General features: G+C 54.5%; 22 protein-coding genes. 17 read left to right on the forward strand and 5 right to left on the reverse strand.

Annotated elements, in window-relative coordinates:
- Positions 1-47 precede the first annotated feature (47 nt).
- From upp to Q3Y58_RS02175, 10 genes are all read left to right on the forward strand, one after another.
- The gene (gene upp / locus Q3Y58_RS02130; RefSeq protein WP_274218204.1) at positions 48-677 is read left to right on the forward strand and encodes a uracil phosphoribosyltransferase; all 630 of its coding nucleotides are present in this window, start codon (positions 48-50) and stop codon (positions 675-677) included.
- A 106-nt stretch (positions 678-783) separates the two neighbouring features.
- Positions 784-1,449 (forward strand): phosphoribosylanthranilate isomerase, encoded by a 666-nt coding sequence (locus Q3Y58_RS02135; RefSeq protein WP_319620802.1) that lies wholly within the window; start codon positions 784-786, stop codon positions 1,447-1,449.
- Positions 1,450-1,579: 130 nt separating this feature from the next.
- Complete coding sequence (locus Q3Y58_RS02140; RefSeq protein WP_274218206.1) at positions 1,580-2,497, forward strand: ribokinase; 918 nt, start codon at positions 1,580-1,582, stop codon at positions 2,495-2,497.
- 38 nt (positions 2,498-2,535) lie between these two features.
- Positions 2,536-3,063, forward strand: coding sequence for a retropepsin-like aspartic protease family protein (locus Q3Y58_RS02145; protein ID WP_319620803.1), 528 nt, complete (start codon positions 2,536-2,538; stop codon positions 3,061-3,063).
- A gap of 132 nt (positions 3,064-3,195) precedes the next feature.
- The gene (locus Q3Y58_RS02150) at positions 3,196-4,140 is read left to right on the forward strand and encodes an aldose epimerase family protein (RefSeq protein WP_319620804.1); all 945 of its coding nucleotides are present in this window, start codon (positions 3,196-3,198) and stop codon (positions 4,138-4,140) included.
- A gap of 59 nt (positions 4,141-4,199) precedes the next feature.
- Positions 4,200-5,234, forward strand: coding sequence for a histone deacetylase family protein (locus Q3Y58_RS02155; RefSeq protein WP_319620805.1), 1,035 nt, complete (start codon positions 4,200-4,202; stop codon positions 5,232-5,234).
- Between the two features lie 97 nt (positions 5,235-5,331).
- Positions 5,332-5,838, forward strand: coding sequence for a DUF805 domain-containing protein (locus Q3Y58_RS02160; RefSeq protein WP_319620806.1), 507 nt, complete (start codon positions 5,332-5,334; stop codon positions 5,836-5,838).
- An 89-nt stretch (positions 5,839-5,927) separates the two neighbouring features.
- A complete protein-coding gene (gene dapE / locus Q3Y58_RS02165) occupies positions 5,928-7,097 on the forward strand; it encodes a succinyl-diaminopimelate desuccinylase (protein WP_319620807.1) in 1,170 nt (389 codons plus the stop codon).
- A 28-nt stretch (positions 7,098-7,125) separates the two neighbouring features.
- Positions 7,126-7,719: a hypothetical protein gene (locus tag Q3Y58_RS02170; RefSeq protein ID WP_319620808.1), complete on the forward strand. Its 594-nt coding sequence runs from the start codon at positions 7,126-7,128 to the stop codon at positions 7,717-7,719.
- A 92-nt stretch (positions 7,720-7,811) separates the two neighbouring features.
- On the forward strand, positions 7,812-8,639 hold the full coding sequence (locus Q3Y58_RS02175) for a DUF2189 domain-containing protein (protein ID WP_319620809.1): 828 nt from the start codon (positions 7,812-7,814) through the stop codon (positions 8,637-8,639).
- On the opposite strand, the gene truA is transcribed toward Q3Y58_RS02175, so the two are convergent.
- The 5 genes from truA to def form a co-directional block, all read right to left on the reverse strand.
- Complete coding sequence (truA, locus tag Q3Y58_RS02180) at positions 8,636-9,460, reverse strand: tRNA pseudouridine(38-40) synthase TruA (protein ID WP_319620810.1); 825 nt, start codon at positions 9,458-9,460, stop codon at positions 8,636-8,638. The genes Q3Y58_RS02175 and truA overlap by 4 nt on opposite strands.
- A 145-nt stretch (positions 9,461-9,605) precedes the next feature.
- Positions 9,606-10,145: a GNAT family N-acetyltransferase gene (locus tag Q3Y58_RS02185; protein WP_319620811.1), complete on the reverse strand. Its 540-nt coding sequence runs from the start codon at positions 10,143-10,145 to the stop codon at positions 9,606-9,608.
- Positions 10,142-10,483 (reverse strand): MazG-like family protein, encoded by a 342-nt coding sequence (locus Q3Y58_RS02190; protein ID WP_319620812.1) that lies wholly within the window; start codon positions 10,481-10,483, stop codon positions 10,142-10,144. Before Q3Y58_RS02190 ends, Q3Y58_RS02185 begins: the two co-directional genes overlap by 4 nt.
- A 24-nt stretch (positions 10,484-10,507) precedes the next feature.
- On the reverse strand, positions 10,508-11,449 hold the full coding sequence (fmt, locus tag Q3Y58_RS02195) for a methionyl-tRNA formyltransferase (protein ID WP_319620813.1): 942 nt from the start codon (positions 11,447-11,449) through the stop codon (positions 10,508-10,510).
- Between the two features lie 168 nt (positions 11,450-11,617).
- A complete protein-coding gene (def, locus tag Q3Y58_RS02200; RefSeq protein ID WP_319620918.1) occupies positions 11,618-12,142 on the reverse strand; it encodes a peptide deformylase in 525 nt (174 codons plus the stop codon).
- 159 nt (positions 12,143-12,301) lie between these two features.
- On the opposite strand from def, the gene Q3Y58_RS02205 reads away from it, so the two are divergent.
- From Q3Y58_RS02205 to Q3Y58_RS02235, 7 genes are all read left to right on the forward strand, one after another.
- Positions 12,302-13,051: an SDR family oxidoreductase gene (locus Q3Y58_RS02205; RefSeq protein WP_274218218.1), complete on the forward strand. Its 750-nt coding sequence runs from the start codon at positions 12,302-12,304 to the stop codon at positions 13,049-13,051.
- A 99-nt stretch (positions 13,052-13,150) separates the two neighbouring features.
- Positions 13,151-14,362 carry a DNA recombination protein RmuC gene (locus tag Q3Y58_RS02210; RefSeq protein WP_319620814.1) on the forward strand — a complete coding sequence of 404 codons (1,212 nt, stop codon included), beginning with the start codon at positions 13,151-13,153 and terminating at the stop codon, positions 14,360-14,362.
- Between the two features lie 105 nt (positions 14,363-14,467).
- The gene (locus tag Q3Y58_RS02215; RefSeq protein WP_319620815.1) at positions 14,468-14,893 is read left to right on the forward strand and encodes a VOC family protein; all 426 of its coding nucleotides are present in this window, start codon (positions 14,468-14,470) and stop codon (positions 14,891-14,893) included.
- Between the two features lie 11 nt (positions 14,894-14,904).
- On the forward strand, positions 14,905-15,897 hold the full coding sequence (locus tag Q3Y58_RS02220) for a carbon-nitrogen hydrolase family protein (protein ID WP_319620816.1): 993 nt from the start codon (positions 14,905-14,907) through the stop codon (positions 15,895-15,897).
- A gap of 32 nt (positions 15,898-15,929) precedes the next feature.
- A complete protein-coding gene (locus Q3Y58_RS02225) occupies positions 15,930-16,874 on the forward strand; it encodes a 2-hydroxyacid dehydrogenase (protein ID WP_319620817.1) in 945 nt (314 codons plus the stop codon).
- 88 nt (positions 16,875-16,962) lie between these two features.
- Positions 16,963-17,181, forward strand: coding sequence for a Flp family type IVb pilin (locus tag Q3Y58_RS02230; protein ID WP_319620818.1), 219 nt, complete (start codon positions 16,963-16,965; stop codon positions 17,179-17,181).
- A gap of 104 nt (positions 17,182-17,285) precedes the next feature.
- Positions 17,286-17,807 carry an A24 family peptidase gene (locus tag Q3Y58_RS02235; protein WP_274218225.1) on the forward strand — a complete coding sequence of 174 codons (522 nt, stop codon included), beginning with the start codon at positions 17,286-17,288 and terminating at the stop codon, positions 17,805-17,807.
- The last annotated feature ends 93 nt before the right edge of the window (positions 17,808-17,900 follow it).

Below are 17,900 nucleotides of genomic sequence, written 5' to 3' on the forward strand. Positions count from 1 at the left end.
CTTTCATAAGTCACCGCCGCCCTGCAGAATAAAACAATGAGGTAAAGATGCCTGGCGCAACCGTAATTGACCACCCGCTCGTTCAGCACAAACTCACCCACATGCGCATGAAGGAAACTTCCACGCAGGGCTTCCGCCGTCTGCTGCGTGAGATTTCCCTGCTGCTGTGCTATGAAGTGACCCGTGACCTTGAGCTGGTCAATGCATCCATCGATACGCCAGTCTCCGAAATGAGCGCGCCAGTTCTGGCGGGCAAGAAGCTCGTGTTTGCGTCAATCCTGCGTGCAGGTAACGGCCTGCTTGAAGGCATGCTGGAACTCATCCCGTCTGCCCGCGTTGCGCACATTGGTCTTTACCGCGACCCCAAGACCCTGAATGCGGTCGAATACTACTTCAAGGCACCGGCGGATATGGACGAGCGTCTAGTGATCGTTGTTGACCCGATGCTGGCAACCGCGAACTCTGCCATCGCTGCTGTTGAGCGCTTGAAGCAGCGCGGTGCGAACAAGATGTGTTTTGTGTGTCTTCTGGCCGCACCTGAAGGTGTTCAGCGGTTCAATGAGGCCCATCCAGATGTACCAATCTATACGGCTGCAGTGGACGAAAAGCTCGACGAAAAGGGCTACATCGTTCCAGGTCTTGGCGATGCTGGTGACCGCATGTACGGCACAAAATAACAACATGAAATGGAAGCCCGGCCTTAGTGTCGGGCTTTCTTTTAGGCTTTTCATGCCTGGTGCATAGCAGTACCTTCTTCTCTCCGATAACCTTATGGGGCGAACCATGATTTCCAACGCCGGGCGGACCCGCATGAAGGTCTGCTGTATTTCGTCGTTCGAAGAGGCGCAGATGGCCGTGGCTTGCGGTGCAGATGCTGTTGGCTTGGTATCAAAGATGCCTAGCGGGCCAGGCGTGATCAGCGATAGCCTGATCTACGAAATAGCGCAGATTATCTCGCCGCCAGTCGCCACGTTCCTGCTCACCAGCGAGGAAAAAGCCGACTCTATTGCTGATCATCTGGTGCATTCTGGTGCGAACACGGTGCAGATCGTAAGCCATGTCGATCCCTCTGAGCATGAACGGTTGCGCAAGAAGCTGCCGCGTGGCCTCAAGGTGGTTCAGGTCGTGCATGTGGAAGACGAGTACGCTGTGGAGCTGGCCCAAGATTATGCGCCCTATGTGGATGCGCTGCTTCTGGACTCAGGCAACCCTTCTGAAAATGAGCTAGGCGGAACAGGTCGCATCCATGACTGGACCCATAGCAAGGCCATTGTGGAGAGCGCAGCAGCCCCTGTATTCTTGGCAGGTGGTTTGACGCCCGAGAACGTGGGTGAAGCCGTCAAAACGGTTGGGCCGTTCGCGGTCGATGTGTGTTCGGGCGTGCGTACCAACGGCAAGCTGGATCCAGAAAAGCTGGCGGCGTTTTATCTGGCCCTCTCTGTCGCTTGACTGCGAGCGCCCATTCGAAAGGTGCCGCTTGCAACGGACGGCACATCATTTAAATAAGACAGAATGCTGCCCCAACTCTTTGGAGTGCGGGGCGGTTTTCTGCCATGCAAGCTCTTAAAGGCGTATTCGAATGATCGTTGTTCTGGGTTCAATCAATCTTGATCTTGTCGTTGCTGTAGAGCGCTTGCCAGTGGCTAGTGAAACGGTTGTTGGCCCGGATCATCAATATTTTGCCGGCGGAAAGGGCGGAAATCAGGCCTTTGCCGCTCGCATGGCAGGCTCAGAAACCCGTATGGTCGGAGCAGTTGGGTCTGATCTGTTTGGCGAGCCCGCACTGGTGAACCTCAAGTCTGCTGGTGTGGATGTGCGCGGCGTGCGGGTTCTGGACGGAGCCACAGGTCTTGCCATGATCGGTGTTGATGCGGCCGGTGAGAACCAGATTATTGTGGCAAGCGGCGTGAACAACCGTGTACAAGCTGAATGGCTTGATGATGTTCTGCATGAAGGCGATACGCTGCTTCTGCAGATGGAAGTTCCTTCCCATGTAACCGCCAAGGCCATCGAAATTGCAAAGTTGAAAGGCGCGCGTGTAGTCTTGAACCCAGACCCCGCGACCAATCCGGCTGTCTCCGAGCTTGTGGAAGCCTCTGACGTAATCGTGGCGAGCCGCAAGGAAGCAGCGGCACTGTCTCGCTTGAACGGCTATCCGGAAGAGCCCGAGGAGTTCATCAACGCGCTGGCTCAGCCCGGCCGGGCCATCATTGTGACGCTTGGCAACGACGGTGCGATTGCCCATGACGGCGAAAAGTTCATTGGTCACATCCCGCCTGCACCCGTAGAGCCAATCGATACAACCGGTGCTGGAGATGCGTTTGTTGGCGCGCTGGTGGCAGCCCTCGACCGCGGGTCTGATCTGAAGCGCGCGCTGTTTGAAGCAAGCGCTGCAGGCGGGCTTGCGTGCACGCGGACCGGCGCTCAGACCAGCGCCCCAACGGGGTCAGAGATCAAGCGTGTTGCAGATCAGTTGGAAGCAACCACTGAGTTCTGACTTCTTGCGGAGCTGTTTTTGGCTTAAGGGAGGAAGACATGCAACGCTATCTGATTGTCCTTGCGTTGGCGGTTATTGCCGCAGTCTTTGGCCCTGATTTATTGCAGAGGCATCTCGGACTGAACGAGCGTGGGTCTGAAGACAGAACAGCTTCGACAACCGATGCGGACAAACCCCAAAAACAGATGAGCAAGACCATCGTGTTGAAGGCCGATGGTCGGGGTCATTTTGTGGCGTCCATTCGCATCAACGGAAAGCCGTCAGAAGCGTTGGTGGACACCGGTGCCACATTTGTCGCGATGCCAATGAAGCTCGCTCGGCGCTCAGGCATCAATGTGGCGCCGAATGACTTCACCGCAGACGCTGAAACGGCCAACGGCCGAATAAAGTTCGCACCTGTTACAATCGATCGGCTGGACGTGGCTGGTGTGCGCATTCGCAACGTTCAAGCGGGTGTGGTTCCGGATGATGCGCTGTCGACCGTATTGCTGGGCATGTCAGCTGTTAGCCGCCTAGGGACTGTGGAGCTGAAAGACGGAAGTCTTGTAATCAGGCACCCTCGGTAAGCCCTTGGCTTTTTTGCTCTACTATGGACTATGCTTATGTCCAGCTTGCCTTGGTGCAGAAATCGAGCGACCATTTTCATGACTTGAAACAGACTTGAGAGGAGGGCAGGTCTCAAAGCTGGGAGTAGGGTCATGACAATCAGGTCTTTCGGGCGACTTGCGGATCAGCAGGAAGTACAGGAGATCAAGATCCGGCGCGGCGAGCTGTCGGCAAACATCCTCACTTACGGGGCCGTGTTGCGACGTTTGAGGTTTGAAGGCCGAGACGTGGCAGTGGGCTTCGATAGCATTGAGGACTACCTTCATCATGCGCCTGAGCTTGGAGCCATCATCGGCCCTGATGGGCCAAAGCTGCAACGAGCGAATGAGGCAGGCGGCAAAAGAAGTGAGGCCACCAGTTTTGCGCGTCACCTCTGGACGCTTGATGAGGCAAGTGCAGACAGCGTTCAACTGTCACTGAATATCCCCTCTCAACATGTGCCTCATACAGGTTTTCTTGAAATCTCTTGCCGTTACACGATCACACCCAACAACACGCTTCAGATTGAGTTGGAGGGGGCATGCGAGCATGAAGTCGTCTTTAATCCGCGTTTTCATGGTGTTTTCAACCTCAACCCTGACAACGAACTCAGTGCTCACGAAATCTCCATCCCGGCCTGTGGCTACACCTCCCTGTCATCTGGGCGGGTTCCATTTATTCAAATCTCTGATGTAGCTGGCACGCCGTATGATCTGAGGGACATCCATAAAATGCGCCCTCACAGAGCAACGCAGTTGAACGCCAATTACTACATGCGTCTGAACCGCTTGCAGGTGCCGGAACTGTCCGCCGTGGTGCATGAGGAAACAACTGGAACCAAAATGGAAGTCTGGTCTACGGAGCCCGGCCTGTTCTACGAAGAAGGGCGCGAGGTTTTCGAAGGATCTAAAGGTAATGCTCTGTCGCGATGCACACGTCAGGGGTTTTCCATTGAACCTCAGGGTTGGCCGGAAGGTACTGAGAAGCATGATTTTTCCAATGTAATTCTCAGACCCGGTGAGATATACAAGCAAAGAACCGAGTTCAGATTTTCATAAGGCTGCTTCAGAGCGATGACCGGCTCGCCGGGGTGGCTGGTCATTAGTGGGAGCCCGATTTGAAGACAATTTTTTCTCCGGACCAAATGCTCCATGCGCCGCGCTTCGAGGTTTCTGACGGTAAGCTCGAGCCCGCAAAGGAAATTCCCTCGCGCGCGCAAATGGTGGTGGACCGTTTGAAGGCCGTATCTTTTGGTGAGATCCGCGAGCCCGACGCGTTCAGCCTGGACCCGATTTTGAAGGTACACGCGGCGGACTATATCGAGTTCCTGAGCGACTTCTGGTCCATGTGGCAAGCCGAAGGCCGCACCGAAGAAGAAGCATTTCCATTTGTTTGGCCAGTACGACAATTGCGGGCCGATATTGTCCCTGACCAGATTGATGGCAAGTTAGGCTTTTATTCCTTCGATGCCGGCACGCCGATCGGCCCATACACTTGGACCTCTGTCCGCAAAAGCGCTGAAACGGCTCTTACTGGTGCAAAAATGATATCCGGCGGCGAAAAGAGTGCTTTTGCCTTGTGCCGCCCGCCCGGGCACCACGCCCACCATCGTTTTTTCGGTGGTTACTGTTTCGTCAACAACGCAGCCGTCGCAGCTCAGTACTTACGGGACAACGGAGCGCAAAAAGTATCGGTGCTCGACGTGGATTATCACCATGGCAATGGCACGCAAGCGCTGTTCTATGACCGCCAAGACGTGCAGTTTCTTTCAATCCACGCAGACCCCAAGGTCGAGTTCCCCTATTTCCTCGGATATGCAGATGAAATTGGCGTTGGGCGAGGTGAAGGCTTCAACCACAACTATCCTTTGCCTCATGGAACGCCTTGGGACGCGTGGTCGGACGCATTGAACACCGCATGTTCCAAGATCGAGGCTTATGGGCCAGACGTGCTGGTGGTGTCGCTCGGCATGGATACCTATGAGAAGGACCCAATTTCACAGTTCAAGCTGAAGACCGACGAGTTCAATCGGATCGGCGAGAGATTGGCTCAACTGAAACTGCCGTGTTTGTTTGTCATGGAAGGTGGATATGCGGTTGAGGACCTCGGCATCAACTGTGTGAATGTGCTTACCGGCTTCGAGCAGGGCTAACGCGTTGGAGGCAAAGGCAAATGCCCGCGGGTGGGGGCGAATGTTTCTTAGGCTAACCTATTGAAAAATGCCGCAAAATGCTGCGTTTCTTTAATTCATGCCTCTTGAATACCATGGGCAGAGCGCGTACATCACCACCCATGGTGATCCAACAGTAAGTGAAGTGGCAATGGCGAAGGCGGCAGGCCGGAAACTGGGAATTCTTTGGCTTTTTTTCAGCCCGGTTGGGCGCGTGTCTCGAGAGCCGTTCTGGCTGGCGATGGCGCTCATGTGGTGCGTTATGTTTCTCGCGTTTTATGTCAGCGCGGGCACAGTGCTCAATCAGGCAGACGCTCAGACACCAACAGCTGATCTGATCAATATGGTCATGGCCTCCAACGGCATGTTGCCGATCATGGTGATGCTCTCCAAATGGTTTGAGGTGGCTTTGGTTGTAAAGCGCCTGCATGACCGTGGATGGAGTGGGCTGTTCGCGCTGCTGGTGTTTTTGCCGCTGCTCAGCATTCCCGTAGTGCTGTTCGTGGGCTTGCAACCAAGCCAGCCCGGCGCCAACCGATTTGGCCCGAGACCAAACAGTGTGCCGGAGCGCAAGGGCTCAACATAGGCAAGCATACTGTGGCAGTTGAGAATTGTTCATTCTGACCAGTGAACTATAGATTGACCGCGGGTAGGGCTGGGTCTACATGAAGGCGTATGACTGAACAGTTTTCCCCAGCGGTTGAAATCTGCCGCGACCTTATCCGTTGTCCCTCTGTAACGCCTGCTGAAGCTGGTGCATTGCAAGTTCTTGAAGACTTGCTGAAGCCTGCGGGTTTCGAAGTGCACCGCCCAGTATTTTCGCAGGAAGGTACTCCTGACGTCGAGAACCTGTTTGCAACCATTGGCAGCGGTAAACCGCATTTCGTGTTTGCCGGTCACACGGATGTTGTGCCGGTTGGGGATGAAGCTGCTTGGTCCCATGGCCCGTTTGAGGGGGCGATTGTTGATGGCATGCTCCATGGTCGTGGCACTGCAGATATGAAGGGTGGCGTTGCTGCCTTCGCTGCAGCTGCACTGGCCTATGTAAAGGCTCATCCGGAAGGCATTCCCGGTCAAATCTCATTCCTCATAACGGGTGATGAAGAAGGCCCTGCCATCAACGGCACCGTGAAGCTGCTGGAGTGGGCCAAAGAACAGGGGTATGAGTTCGATGCGTGTATCGTGGGCGAACCGACCAATCCGGACGCGCTGGGAGATGCCATAAAAGTTGGCCGCCGTGGTTCGCTTTCAGGGGCAATCACCGTTCGCGGCGTGCAAGGTCATGTGGCCTACCAGCATCTTGCGGAGAACCCGATCCCCGGCATGCTCAAGTTGCTGAGCGCACTTGCCAACATAGAGCTGGATCGTGGTAACGAGCGCTTCCAGCCTTCCAATCTCGAAATCACAAGCGTTGATGTCGGCAATGCTGCTTCCAACATTATTCCGGCCAAGGTGGAAGCAAAGTTTAACGTCCGTTTCAATGACATCTGGTCTGTAGCGAGCTTGCAAACCCACCTGCAAGACTTGCTGAAAGAAGCGGCTCCGCGTGGGCTGGACTGGGAACTGCAGTTCAAGCAAGACAATAGCGATAGTTTCCTCACACATGATACGGCTCTGATTGAGAAGCTGTCCTCCTCGGTTGAGGCGGTTACGGGGCGTCGTCCGGAGCTTTCGACAGGTGGCGGTACTTCTGACGCAAGGTTCATCAAAAACTACTGCGCTGTGGTCGAATTCGGTTTGGTAGGCAAGACCATGCACAAGGTGGATGAGCAAGTGGCCGTGAATGATCTGGAAGAGCTGGCCGTGATCTATGGCCGGTTCCTCAATGACTACTTCGCATCCTGATTTTAGAACGCCTTAGGGGGTTTGCTGCATGTTGCCATCACTGACTGAAGTCAGACACTCTGTCCAAGGCTCCTGGCTGCTGGTTAAAGGCCGCTCTGAGGGGATGAGCTATTTCGACTTGTCGGCTGATGGCTTCTGGCGCTCGTTCACGGTATTGCTGTACGTATTGCCGTTTTACATGCTTGGCAACGTAACAGAGGCTCAGCTCGGAAAAGAGCTGGGCGAGCCTTTATCGGCCAGTGGCGGCGGCTTGTTGCCGCTGCCAAAGCTTTTCACATTGGTGTTGGATTGGGTCGGCTTTCCAATCATCCTCGCGTTTCTGGCCTCCCTATTGGCCGTTCGAAATACCTACGGCGCCTATGTGACCGCGCGCAACTGGACGACCCTGGTGGTCGTGATCCCCCATGCGGCTCTGAACCTTCTCTATTTGGCGGGTGTTCTGAATGCCGACATGCTGCTGACACTTAGCCTGTTCGTGGTGGGTTGGGTTCTCTGGGTCCATTTTACTGTGGCGCGTATTGCGCTTTCAGTAGGGGCGGGCTTGGCAATTGGCCTTGTGGTCCTAGACTTTATTCTGAGCCTGTTTATCGTGCAGATTGTCGACCAACTATTTTCCTTGTGACTAAATAACTAAGAAACTTACCTTAAGTAAGCTGGAAAATGGCCTCGTTTAACGGCACTCTATGTTTGGGAGAAACGTAGAGGGAGTTAAAAATGGTCAGAGATCATATTGGCCAGGCGACGCATCTGGACGATGCCGCTGAGCGACAAATACCAGTCGTTAACAAGATCGAGATAGCCGATATTGTTGATGCGCTCAAGTTGGGTATGAAAGACTTCAGAAGGCAACCGCTCTACGGTTTGTTTTTTGGTTGTTTTTTTGCCATTGGCGGCAACGTCATCGTGCTGATGAGCTTCTTCTACAATCAAAGCCACTTGAGTTATCCGCTCGCCGTTGGTTTCTGGCTGATCGGCCCCTTCATTGCCGTAGGCCTTTACGAAGTCTCCCGGCGTCTTGAGAAGAATGAAGAACTGTCATGGCGCGGTGTACTGGGCATCATGTGGGACCAACATCGCCGAGAGCTTGCCTGGATGGCTTTTGTAGTCATCTTCATTCTGCTCATGTGGATGTTTGAAGTGCGGCTTTTGCTGGCGCTTTTCTTGGGCTTCAGCGGTTTTTCGACCTTCGGAGAGTTCTTGCAAGTAATGTTCACAACGCCCCAGGGTTTCATGTTCCTTGTGGTCGGAAATGTTGTGGGGGCGTTGATCTCCCTGATCCTGTTCTCACTAACAGTGGTGTCATTTCCCCTGTTGCTGGACCGCAATTACGATTTCATCACCGCCATGATTACGAGCGTTAAAGTGGTGCTCGCAAGCCCCGTTGTCATGATCGGTTGGGGGTGGGCCATCACGCTCATTCTGCTGGCATCAATGGCCCCAGCGTTCATCGGTTTGATCGTGACATTGCCAATACTGGGTCATACCACTTGGCACCTCTATCGAAAGGCTGTTCGGTTCGAGGACAAGCCTAAACTGAACTAGGCTTTTTCTTCAGAAGCAGGAGTGGCGCTTGCAGTAAGGCTAGCCTGATACTCGGCCAGCGATGCAGCGTCCTCCGCTGGAGACCGGTAGTCAACTTGAGTGAGGTAAAGGCCTTCCGCTACGGCGACAGGACCGCAGGCTTTACGGTCACGTGCCTCAAGGGCCTGTGTTACATCTTCCTTTGTCCATCGCCCTTCGCCAACCAGTTTTAGCGTACCCACCATGGAGCGCACCTGATTGTGCAAGAACGAGCGGGACGAGCATTCAAGAAATACGTTTTCTTCTCGGCGGTACACCGCCATGCGTTCCATGGTTTTCCATGGGCTCTTGGCCTGACAGCGCGTATGGCGGAAGGTGGTGAAGTCGTGATGGCCAACGAGCACTTGCGCTGCCTCATGCATGGCGTCTGCATCCAGCTCAGGCTTCACATGCCACGCCAAGCCTTTGTCGTAGGTCAAAGGGTAAGGCCGGTTCACAATGCGGTAGCGGTAGTAACGGCGTATTGCTGAGAAGCGGGCGTCAAACCCCACGCCGGTTTTTTCGCAGGCAAGTATGGCAACAGGGTCCGGCTGCGCATGAAAGTTCAGCGCATTCATGACTGTTTCCGCCGGCCAGTCTTTCTCAAGGTCCAGATGCGCCACCTGACCGGTAGCATGGACACCTGAATCTGTGCGCCCCGCTCCGCCAATGGTCACCGTTTCACCACAGAAAGACTTGATGGCCCGCTCGATTACACCTTGAACAGTCGGTCCATTGTCCTGCCGTTGCCAACCAACGAAAGGGCGTCCGTCATATTCAACTGTAATCTTGTAGCGAGGCATGAGTGCTGGTGAACCGTTTTTGTATTTTCAGTAGGAGCGCGTTTTTGATTGAGGCCTGTTACCCTCAATCGTGCGCGAGCGCAACCCGCTGTGCAGACTGAGCCGAGTAGTTCCCATTGGTGTAGGCGCTATAGCGCAGCTTTGGCTAACCAAGCTTTTGAAAAGGTGTTGCGTAGCTGACTTCAATTGGCAAGCCATCGCGCCCTTGAGCTGTCAAAGGCAGCGCCATGAACACTGGACCTGCGAATGGCCCGCTGACTTTCTTGGCCACCTCAGCATCAAACCCGAAGCGTGGGTAGTAGTTCGGATCTCCCAGAACGAGAACCAGATCTTCTCCCATCCCTTGCAGGTCATCAATGCTCTCGCGAATGAGATAGGCACCGATCCCGCGACCTTGAATGCCAGGTTTCACGCAGACAGGTGCGAGACAGGTGATGTTGAGGCGATGACCAGGACCGGCACCTGTCACGCGCGAATAGGCCACGTGAGCGACGATTTCGCCAGACGGGTCAACGGCAACTTTCTCAACGACAAGCATCCCACAGTTACGCAAGTCGTCGACAAGATCTGCTTCCAGATCCCGCTTGAAGCACTTTTCAACGAGCGCGCGAACAGCGCTGTGATCCTCTGGCTGAACGGTGCGCAGCGTTGCAACGTGCTCGGAACTAAAAGGTGCGTCGGTCATGTCCTGTCTTTCTGCAGTGTTGCTTCCCATTTTGCGCACTTTAGCGCAATCAGCCGTTCCAGCTCAGATAAAAACTGGGCCTCGGATTCACAAGTGTGCGCGAGTATCGCCAGTGAGACAATGAGCGCATCAACGCTTTCTTCGCGCACATCCGAGGTATCCAGCGACTTGTATTCAGTGCCGGGAGCCTTGGTGGCACTCAGGACCGCTTGGGCAACCTCGCCAACTTCTTCGCTCAGCTTCAGCGTGCGTTCCTGAAGCGTTTTGGGATCGCGTTGGGTGATCGCAAAGATGCGTTGCAGAGCGGGCCTCCAAGCCTGCTGGCTGTCCAAGGTCATGCTGGTCTCCCAAAAAGCACCGTGTCAGACCAGAGGCACTGCTGTATCCAAATGGCCGCCACGCAGAAACTCCTCTGCGCTCATGCTTTTCTTGCCAGCGCGCTGAAGCAAGGCAAGTTTTACGGCACCCTCAGCGCAGGCGACAATAAACTCATCTCCTTCAGCCTTTAAGATCGTGCCAGGCGTCCCTGAACCTTCTGCAGCAGAGGAGCGCAGAACCTTCACACGCTCTTTCTTTGTGCCGAAAGTCATTTCAGTCCACGCCCCTGGGAAAGGTGAGAGGCCGCGAATGTGATTATGAACTTCCGCAGCTGGCTTCCCCCAGTCAATGCGGGTTTCCGCCTTGTCGATCTTAGAGGCGTAAGTGACGCCTTCCTCGCTCTGAACGGTCTCGGTTAGCCCGCCGCGGGACAACGCAGAAAGTGCGCGTACCATCACATCACCGCACAATGGAGACAGGCGATCATGGAGCTCGCCCGTTGTCATGTCTGGGGTAATGGCGATGCTCTCGCTCATGCAGACGGGGCCAGTATCAAGACCAGCTTCCATCTTCATCACCTGTACGCCTGTTTCCGTGTCACCAGCCATAATGGCGCGGTTGATCGGGGCCGCGCCGCGCCAACGTGGCAGCAAGGAAGCATGGCCGTTCAGGCAGCCGTATTCTGGTGCTTCAAGAATGGCCTTCGGAAGGATCAGTCCATAGGCCACAACCACTGCAACGTCCGCTTGATGCGAGCGAAAAAACTCTTGTTCTTCAGCGCTCTTGAGGGACGTGGGTGTGTAGACCGGAATGCCAAGGCTTTCCGCAGCTTCATGTACAGCGGTCTTGTGCAGTTCCATGCCGCGCCCAGCCTTTCGTGGCGGCTGGCTGTAGCACGCGACCACGTCCCACCCTTGCCCGACGATGTCCATCAGGGTTGGAACTGAAAACTCCGGGGTGCCCATGAAAACGATACGAAGTGACATGATGATCCTGATCTCGGCTGAATGGATGTTGCAGCACTCTTATAAGCATATGCCGTTCAAGGGAACCAATCAGACCTATGAATTTGGAAGAGTACCCAAAAACGGCAACAAACAAAAATGGCGCCCGAAGGCGCCACACTGCTCGTGCTTGGATTTCAAATAGGTTCTCTAGGCCCGCATTTTCGCAGCTTTTTGAAACTTCTTCATGATGCGGTCCCGCTTGAGACGTGACAAGTAATCAATGAAGAGCACACCATCGAGGTGATCCAGCTCGTGCTGAATGCACGTTGCAAGCAAACCGTCAGCTTCCAGTTCGCAGGCTTCACCATCCCGGTTCAGGTAGCTTACTTTGATGGCTACTGGACGCTGAACTTCCTCGTAAATCTCCGGGATAGACAAACAGCCTTCCTGGTATGGCGCTGTTTCCTCTGAGCTCCAAGTGATCTCCGGATTGATAAAGACACGAGGTTCTTTCTTGTCTTCTTCACCCTCGCCACGCTCTGCAACATCAACCACAAAGATGCGCTTTAGCACACCAATCTGGCTGGCTGCCAAGCCAATACCCGGCGCAGCATACATGGTCTCCAGCATGTCATCGGCAAGCTGGCGAATTTCGTCGTTTACCTCCGTGATCGGGAGGCACTTTTGGCGCAGAACTGCGTCTGGCAGGATTACAATCTCGCGTGTCGTCATAGCTTTCAGATATGGGATTACCTTGCCCACGTCAACGAGACATTTGGAGGTGCTCAGCGGATAAATCTTCCTTCCAAGCATGGACATGCACCATATGGTTGACGCACACTGCCGCGGCCCGAAGGGCCCCCAATCAATAATACAGGAGGAAAGATACAAATGTCTTTAGGATCTGTCGTCATTACGGGTGCAAGTCGGGGAATCGGCGCCGCCACGGCCGTTCTTGCGGCAAAGCGTGGATTTAGTGTGTGTGTGAATTACACATCCAATGAAGAGGCTGCTGACCAAGTACTTGCTAAAGTAACCGAAAATGGCGGCATGGCCATAAAGGTTCAAGCGGATGTGAGCCGCGAAGATGAAGTTGCCCGCATGTTCGATCGGTGCGAGCAAGAGCTGGGCCATCTCAGCGGGCTGGTAAACTCCGCCGGTATCATGAGCCCGAACATGCGGCTGGAAACCATGGACTTCGCACGGCTTGAGCGCGTGTTCCGCATCAACGTGCTGGGTTCAATTCTGTGCGCCAAGGAAGCTGTGCGGCGCATGTCGCGTACCAACGGCGGCCACGGTGGTGCGATTGTGAACCTCAGCTCAGTTGCCTCTCAGCACGGAGCCCCCGGAGAAAACGTGGACTATGCAGCCAGCAAGGGCGCCATTGATTCCTTCACCAAGGGCCTCGCCAAGGAAGTGGCGGCAGATGGCATCCGTGTAAACTGTGTGCGTCCGGGCCTAACGGCTACCGAGCTGCACGAAAGCACCGGTGATCCAGAGCGCATTGTGAACCTGGCGCCGTATGTTCCCATCAAGCGCGTGGCGGAACCCCATGAGATTGCAGAGGCCATCATGTGGTTCCTGTCAGATCAATCCTCATACTGTGTTGGTGCAATTCTCGATGTATCTGGCGGTCGCTAGGCGTCTCGCCAGCTTGAAGGCGCTCTGAGCTGTGCGCGAGCGAGGGCTTGCCGAGATCAGTGAATGGTTCTTGCGTCAGAATCGTTCTATGTTTGTTTCATGTCGCAAGAACCACTCATTACTCTTGGATCCCTCAGTTTCTCGTTGCAGCAAGCCGTTGCCATACTTGTGTTTTTCGCTGGAATGGTGACGCTCTGGTTTGGTGTTCGCATGCGCCAAAATGCGCGGACTGCTGAAAGACAAAGAGCTTTGGCAGAGCGCCGGGCCGAAGAGATGGAGCACATGATGTCTCAGCTGGCCAAGAGCCAGTCTGAGATGACCGGCCGCATGCAAACGATGGCGGAGATCTTCGGTTCTCGGCAATCGGATCTCCTGCGCGTTGTGAACGAGCGGCTTGAGGGCGTCGGCAAATCGCTGGGCTCGTCAATGATGCAGTCCACAAAGCATACGCACGACAGCTTGCGCGCTGTGCATGAGCGGCTGGCAACTTTGGATCAGGCCCAAAAATCCATGGGAGTTTTGGCTGGCGAGGTGGTGAACCTGCGACAGGTACTCTCTGACAAGCAGTCGCGAGGTGCGTTCGGACAGGGGCGGATGGAAGCCATTATCGAGGATGCGTTGGCTCCGTCAAACTATGCCTTTCAGGCGGTGCTGAGCAACAACTCGCGACCTGATTGCCTTATCCATATGCCTTCAGGCGCGCCGCCACTGGTTGTAGACGCCAAGTTTCCATTGGAAGCTTTTGAGGCCATGCGGTCCGCAGAAACTGAGGATGAAAAGAAACAGGCAGCGACGCGTTTCCGTAGGGACATTGCACGGCACATTGACGACATCAGCAGTAAGTATCTGCTAAATGGCGAAACGCAGGAAACCGCTCTCATGTTTGTTCCCTCCGAGAGCGTCTTTGCGCACATTTATGAGCATTTCGAAGACCTCGTCCAACGTGCCTATCGGGCCCGTGTGGTGATTGTTTCTCCCTCGCTCCTGATGCTGTCGGTCCAGGTCGTGCAATCCGTCCTGCGAGATGCACGCATGCGTGAGCAGGCCCACGTCATTCAAAAAGAAGTGGCGCATCTGATGGAAGATGTAGCGCGGCTAACGGAACGAACGGGAAAGCTGCAAAGCCACTTCAGCCAAACGGCCCGCGACCTTGAACAGATCCAGACGTCCAGCGGCAAGATACAGCGCAGAGGGCAACGCATCGTTGATTTGGGATTGGGTGCTGAGCACCATGAGGGGACAGGGCAGCCCGGGCCGCGCCAAACAGCACTCGAAGATGACGAGCTGCCGCCGCTCTTTTCCGGTCGCTAAACCTCAGGTGCGACGAGTTTTTTCTTAACCGCATAATGCAATTAGCTGCTGACGGCTTGGCCATCTAACGGGTAGGGTATTACCCATAGTTGAGAGGAGATTCTCATGCGCCGGCCATTTCATCTTGCATTTCCAGTTACCGATTTGGACAGTACGAAGCGTTTTTACCACGATGTGCTGGGTTGCACCGTGGGTCGTGAAAGTCCCGGCAAATGGGTGGACTTCGACCTTTTTGGGCATCAAATGTCCGCGCATCTGCGGCCTCAATCCTTCGCGTTGAATGCGGGCTCTGGTGCGGTTGATGGAGATGCTGTGCCCATTCCCCATTTTGGCGTTGTTTTGACCATGGAACAATGGCACGCGCTTGCGGAGCGACTGAAGCAGTTTCCCGAGGTGAGCTGGATCCTTAAGCCAAAGGTACGCTTCCAAGGAGAGCCGGGCGAACAGGGTACATTCTTCATTTCCGACCCATCTGGCAACGCTCTTGAGTTCAAAGGCTTTCAGAGCGACGAACAGATATTCGCAGTTTGAAGGGCTTGGCTATGAAACTCGTAGAAGCAACTGGAACGGTCCTCTCTCCCAACAAGCAAGAACACCTCAAGGTTGGCATAGCGCAAATTGCGCCCATCTGGTTGAACCGGGCGGAGACGCTGGACAAAGTGATCGACTGCATAGATCAGGCGGCTGAGCAGGCATGTAAGCTGGTGGTGTTCGGCGAAGCAATGGTGCCGGGCTATCCATTTTGGCTTGAGCGCACTGATGGTGCGCGGTTCAATGATGCCAAGCAAAAAGCGTTGTATGCACACTATGTCGATCAAAGCGTCACCATCGAGAGAGGAGATCTGGATGGTGTTTGCGAAGCAGCCAAGGCGGGCGACATGGCTGTGTATCTCGGTGTGATGGAGCGGGCACCGGATCGAAGCGGACATAGCCTCTATTGCTCTTTGGTTTACATAAACAATCAGGGCGAAATCGGGTCCGTTCACCGAAAGCTCCAGCCGACCTATGAAGAACGCTTGGCATGGGCGCCCGGAGACGGCCACGGTCTGCGCGTTCACGAGCTTGAACCGTTCAAGGTGGGTGGTTTGAACTGCTTTGAAAACTGGATGCCGTTATCCCGTGCAGCGCTTTATGCGCAAGGCGAAGACCTGCATGTGGCGGTGTGGCCAGGAGGGCTTCACAACACGGAAGACACGACTCGTTTCATTGCCAAGGAAAGCCGCAGCTACGTCCTTTCGGCGTCCGGGCTGATGCGCCCAGAAGATTGTCCGGAGAAAACGCCCGCACGCGATGAAATCCTCTCTGAAGGCGAGCCTTATCTGGCTAACGGGGGGTCTTGTATTGCCGCACCGGATGGCAGCTGGGTTGTGCCGCCGCAAGTGGGCGATGAGGTGCTGATCACCGCCGTTCTGGACCACTCTCTGGTTCGAGGTGAGCGGCAGAATTTTGATCCAGCTGGCCACTACAGCCGCCCGGATGTGACACGGCTCCATGTCAATCGAAAGCGGCAAGCGCTGGCCGAGTTCGAAGACTGATCAGATTTTGTACTAGGAACAGGGATTGGTGAATGACGTTAGTCATAGCAGTGCGGAACTTTAATGCAGAAGAATGGGCAGAGCGCATGAGAAAGCGTCTGCCAGGTAAAGAAGTCGTCATCTGGCAAGAAGGTGCGGTCCTCCCTGAAGATGTTGCGTATGTGCTGGCTTGGAAGCCGGAAGAAGCTGTTTTTGAAACGATCAAAACGCCGAAAGCCATCTTCTCGCTTGGGGCTGGTGTCGACCATCTGATGAAACTCGATAACCTTCCAGAGGCTCCAGTCGTGCGCATCGTTGATCCTGATCTCACAGCACGAATGACTGAATGGGTGGTGTTGCAAGTGCTTTTGCACCATCGAAGTCATCTGACATATGATGCGCAGCAAGCAGACCGGCTTTGGAAGGGGCATCGCCAACCTGCCGCGAAGCACGTTCGTGTCGGCTTGCTCGGGCTTGGTGAGCTGGGCGGAGATGCAGCACGTGCTTTGTCCCGTCTCGGATTTAAAGTCTCAGGATGGTCGCGAAGGTCAAAAGTCATTGAGGGCGTAAAGTCCTATGCGGGCGAGGAGCGTCTTGATGCCTTCCTTGCGAATACAGATATCCTTGTGAATCTCCTGCCCCACACAACGGCAACAACCGGGCTGGTAGACGGAGAACTCCTCTCAAAACTTGCGCCGGACGGCGCGCTGGGCGGGCCGGTCTACATCAACGCGGGTCGCGGTGCCACGCAGGTTGAAGCTGACATTGCAAAGATGTTGCAGGAGGGAACGTTGAAAGGCGCGAGTCTGGATGTGTTTGCCGACGAACCCTTGGCAACGGAAAGCCCCCTATGGGACGCGCCGGGATGCGTGATCACGCCTCATGTGGCCGCTGAAAGTGACCCAGAAGCTCTGTCAGATTACATAGCAGAGCAGATAAAGGCATTCGAAGCCGGAAGACCGCTTCAAAATGTGGTGGACCCAAGAACCGGTTATTAGCCAAAGTGGAACGTTTCTGCTTTTGTCTGAGGCAGATTTACACCTTCGAAAATTCTCTGGCCCATGCTTCACGCTAAAAAGGTGCGGTATGGGCCAACGTTTCTCCAGATTCCTTGCAGCAAATTCCGGCGCAACCTCAGTCGAATATGGATTGATAGGCGGTATCGTCGCGTTGGCCATGATAACGATCTGTGGCCTCAATCAGGTCTATGCGCCCGCAGCACCTGAGAATGAGCAAGTTCAAAGCACTACGGCAGACGGTATTGATGCCATGTTGATGCCGACCCAATCACGGGCAACCGAGTGAGAGCCATTAGCAGGATTAACCAGTTTAAAGTGGCGGACGTTAATTCGATCTTTGCAATTTTATCCAATAAGCGATTGGAGATGCTTTCGGCTCCGGTGGATTCTATGCTTGCTACAGCGCTTCTTGTTTTCTTTCCTTTCATTATGATTTATGCCGCCATCAGTGATCTCTTCACGATGACCATCCCCAACTACATTTCCCTGGCCTTGATAGCAGGCTTTGCTGTTCTGGCTCCGCTTGCCGGCATGTCATTCGAAACCGTGGGTATTCACTTCGCAACGGCACTCATTGTGCTTGGTGCGGGCTTCGGTCTGTTCGCGCTTGGTGTGATGGGAGGCGGGGACGCGAAATTTGCGGCCTGCGTTGCCTTGTGGCTTGGTTTTTCGGTCGCGTCCGTTGAGTTTTTGCTGCTTATGGCGATTTACGGCGGTGTGCTGACAATCGCAGTTCTGCTCTTCAGAAGCTTCCCGGTCCTGCCGCTTTTCATGGAAAAGCAAACTTGGATCTCACGGTTGCACAACAAGAAGACGGGCGTGCCATATGGAATCGCAATCGCATTTGCGGCTTTGCAGGTCTACGGCACAAGTGCGTGGTTTGATCAGATCGCCGCACTGTCTGCTCTCTAATCCAATCCACTCTGTTTGTTAACAGAAAGTAAATTCCTCAAAACGCATGTGGCTTACATGTGTTGGTGGAGTTGTTTTATGGTTTTCTGAAAT

This window comes from Nesiotobacter zosterae, from assembly GCF_033843645.1.
Classification (GTDB): Bacteria; Pseudomonadota; Alphaproteobacteria; order Rhizobiales; family Stappiaceae; genus Pseudovibrio; species Pseudovibrio zosterae.

What these genes read in the sequence shown, in the direction of transcription:
- fmt (WP_319620813.1), bottom strand. Translation starts at nt 11,449, where the DNA reads ATGTCACTTCGTATCGTTTTCATGGGCACCCCGGAGTTTTCAGTTCCA.
- Q3Y58_RS02185 (WP_319620811.1), bottom strand. Translation starts at nt 10,145, where the DNA reads ATGACCGACGCACCTTTTAGTTCCGAGCACGTTGCAACGCTGCGCACC.
- truA (WP_319620810.1), bottom strand. Translation starts at nt 9,460, where the DNA reads ATGCCTCGCTACAAGATTACAGTTGAATATGACGGACGCCCTTTCGTT.
- Q3Y58_RS02170 (WP_319620808.1), top strand. Translation starts at nt 7,126, where the DNA reads ATGTTGCCATCACTGACTGAAGTCAGACACTCTGTCCAAGGCTCCTGG.
- Q3Y58_RS02160 (WP_319620806.1), top strand. Translation starts at nt 5,332, where the DNA reads ATGCCTCTTGAATACCATGGGCAGAGCGCGTACATCACCACCCATGGT.
- Q3Y58_RS02235 (WP_274218225.1), top strand. Translation starts at nt 17,286, where the DNA reads ATGCTTGCTACAGCGCTTCTTGTTTTCTTTCCTTTCATTATGATTTAT.
- Q3Y58_RS02220 (WP_319620816.1), top strand. Translation starts at nt 14,905, where the DNA reads ATGAAACTCGTAGAAGCAACTGGAACGGTCCTCTCTCCCAACAAGCAA.
- Q3Y58_RS02145 (WP_319620803.1), top strand. Translation starts at nt 2,536, where the DNA reads ATGCAACGCTATCTGATTGTCCTTGCGTTGGCGGTTATTGCCGCAGTC.
- Q3Y58_RS02150 (WP_319620804.1), top strand. Translation starts at nt 3,196, where the DNA reads ATGACAATCAGGTCTTTCGGGCGACTTGCGGATCAGCAGGAAGTACAG.
- Q3Y58_RS02205 (WP_274218218.1), top strand. Translation starts at nt 12,302, where the DNA reads ATGTCTTTAGGATCTGTCGTCATTACGGGTGCAAGTCGGGGAATCGGC.
- Q3Y58_RS02215 (WP_319620815.1), top strand. Translation starts at nt 14,468, where the DNA reads ATGCGCCGGCCATTTCATCTTGCATTTCCAGTTACCGATTTGGACAGT.
- upp (WP_274218204.1), top strand. Translation starts at nt 48, where the DNA reads ATGCCTGGCGCAACCGTAATTGACCACCCGCTCGTTCAGCACAAACTC.
- Q3Y58_RS02210 (WP_319620814.1), top strand. Translation starts at nt 13,151, where the DNA reads ATGTCGCAAGAACCACTCATTACTCTTGGATCCCTCAGTTTCTCGTTG.
- Q3Y58_RS02135 (WP_319620802.1), top strand. Translation starts at nt 784, where the DNA reads ATGATTTCCAACGCCGGGCGGACCCGCATGAAGGTCTGCTGTATTTCG.
- Q3Y58_RS02225 (WP_319620817.1), top strand. Translation starts at nt 15,930, where the DNA reads ATGACGTTAGTCATAGCAGTGCGGAACTTTAATGCAGAAGAATGGGCA.
- def (WP_319620918.1), bottom strand. Translation starts at nt 12,142, where the DNA reads ATGACGACACGCGAGATTGTAATCCTGCCAGACGCAGTTCTGCGCCAA.
- dapE (WP_319620807.1), top strand. Translation starts at nt 5,928, where the DNA reads ATGACTGAACAGTTTTCCCCAGCGGTTGAAATCTGCCGCGACCTTATC.
- Q3Y58_RS02230 (WP_319620818.1), top strand. Translation starts at nt 16,963, where the DNA reads ATGGGCCAACGTTTCTCCAGATTCCTTGCAGCAAATTCCGGCGCAACC.
- Q3Y58_RS02175 (WP_319620809.1), top strand. Translation starts at nt 7,812, where the DNA reads ATGGTCAGAGATCATATTGGCCAGGCGACGCATCTGGACGATGCCGCT.
- Q3Y58_RS02190 (WP_319620812.1), bottom strand. Translation starts at nt 10,483, where the DNA reads ATGACCTTGGACAGCCAGCAGGCTTGGAGGCCCGCTCTGCAACGCATC.
- Q3Y58_RS02140 (WP_274218206.1), top strand. Translation starts at nt 1,580, where the DNA reads ATGATCGTTGTTCTGGGTTCAATCAATCTTGATCTTGTCGTTGCTGTA.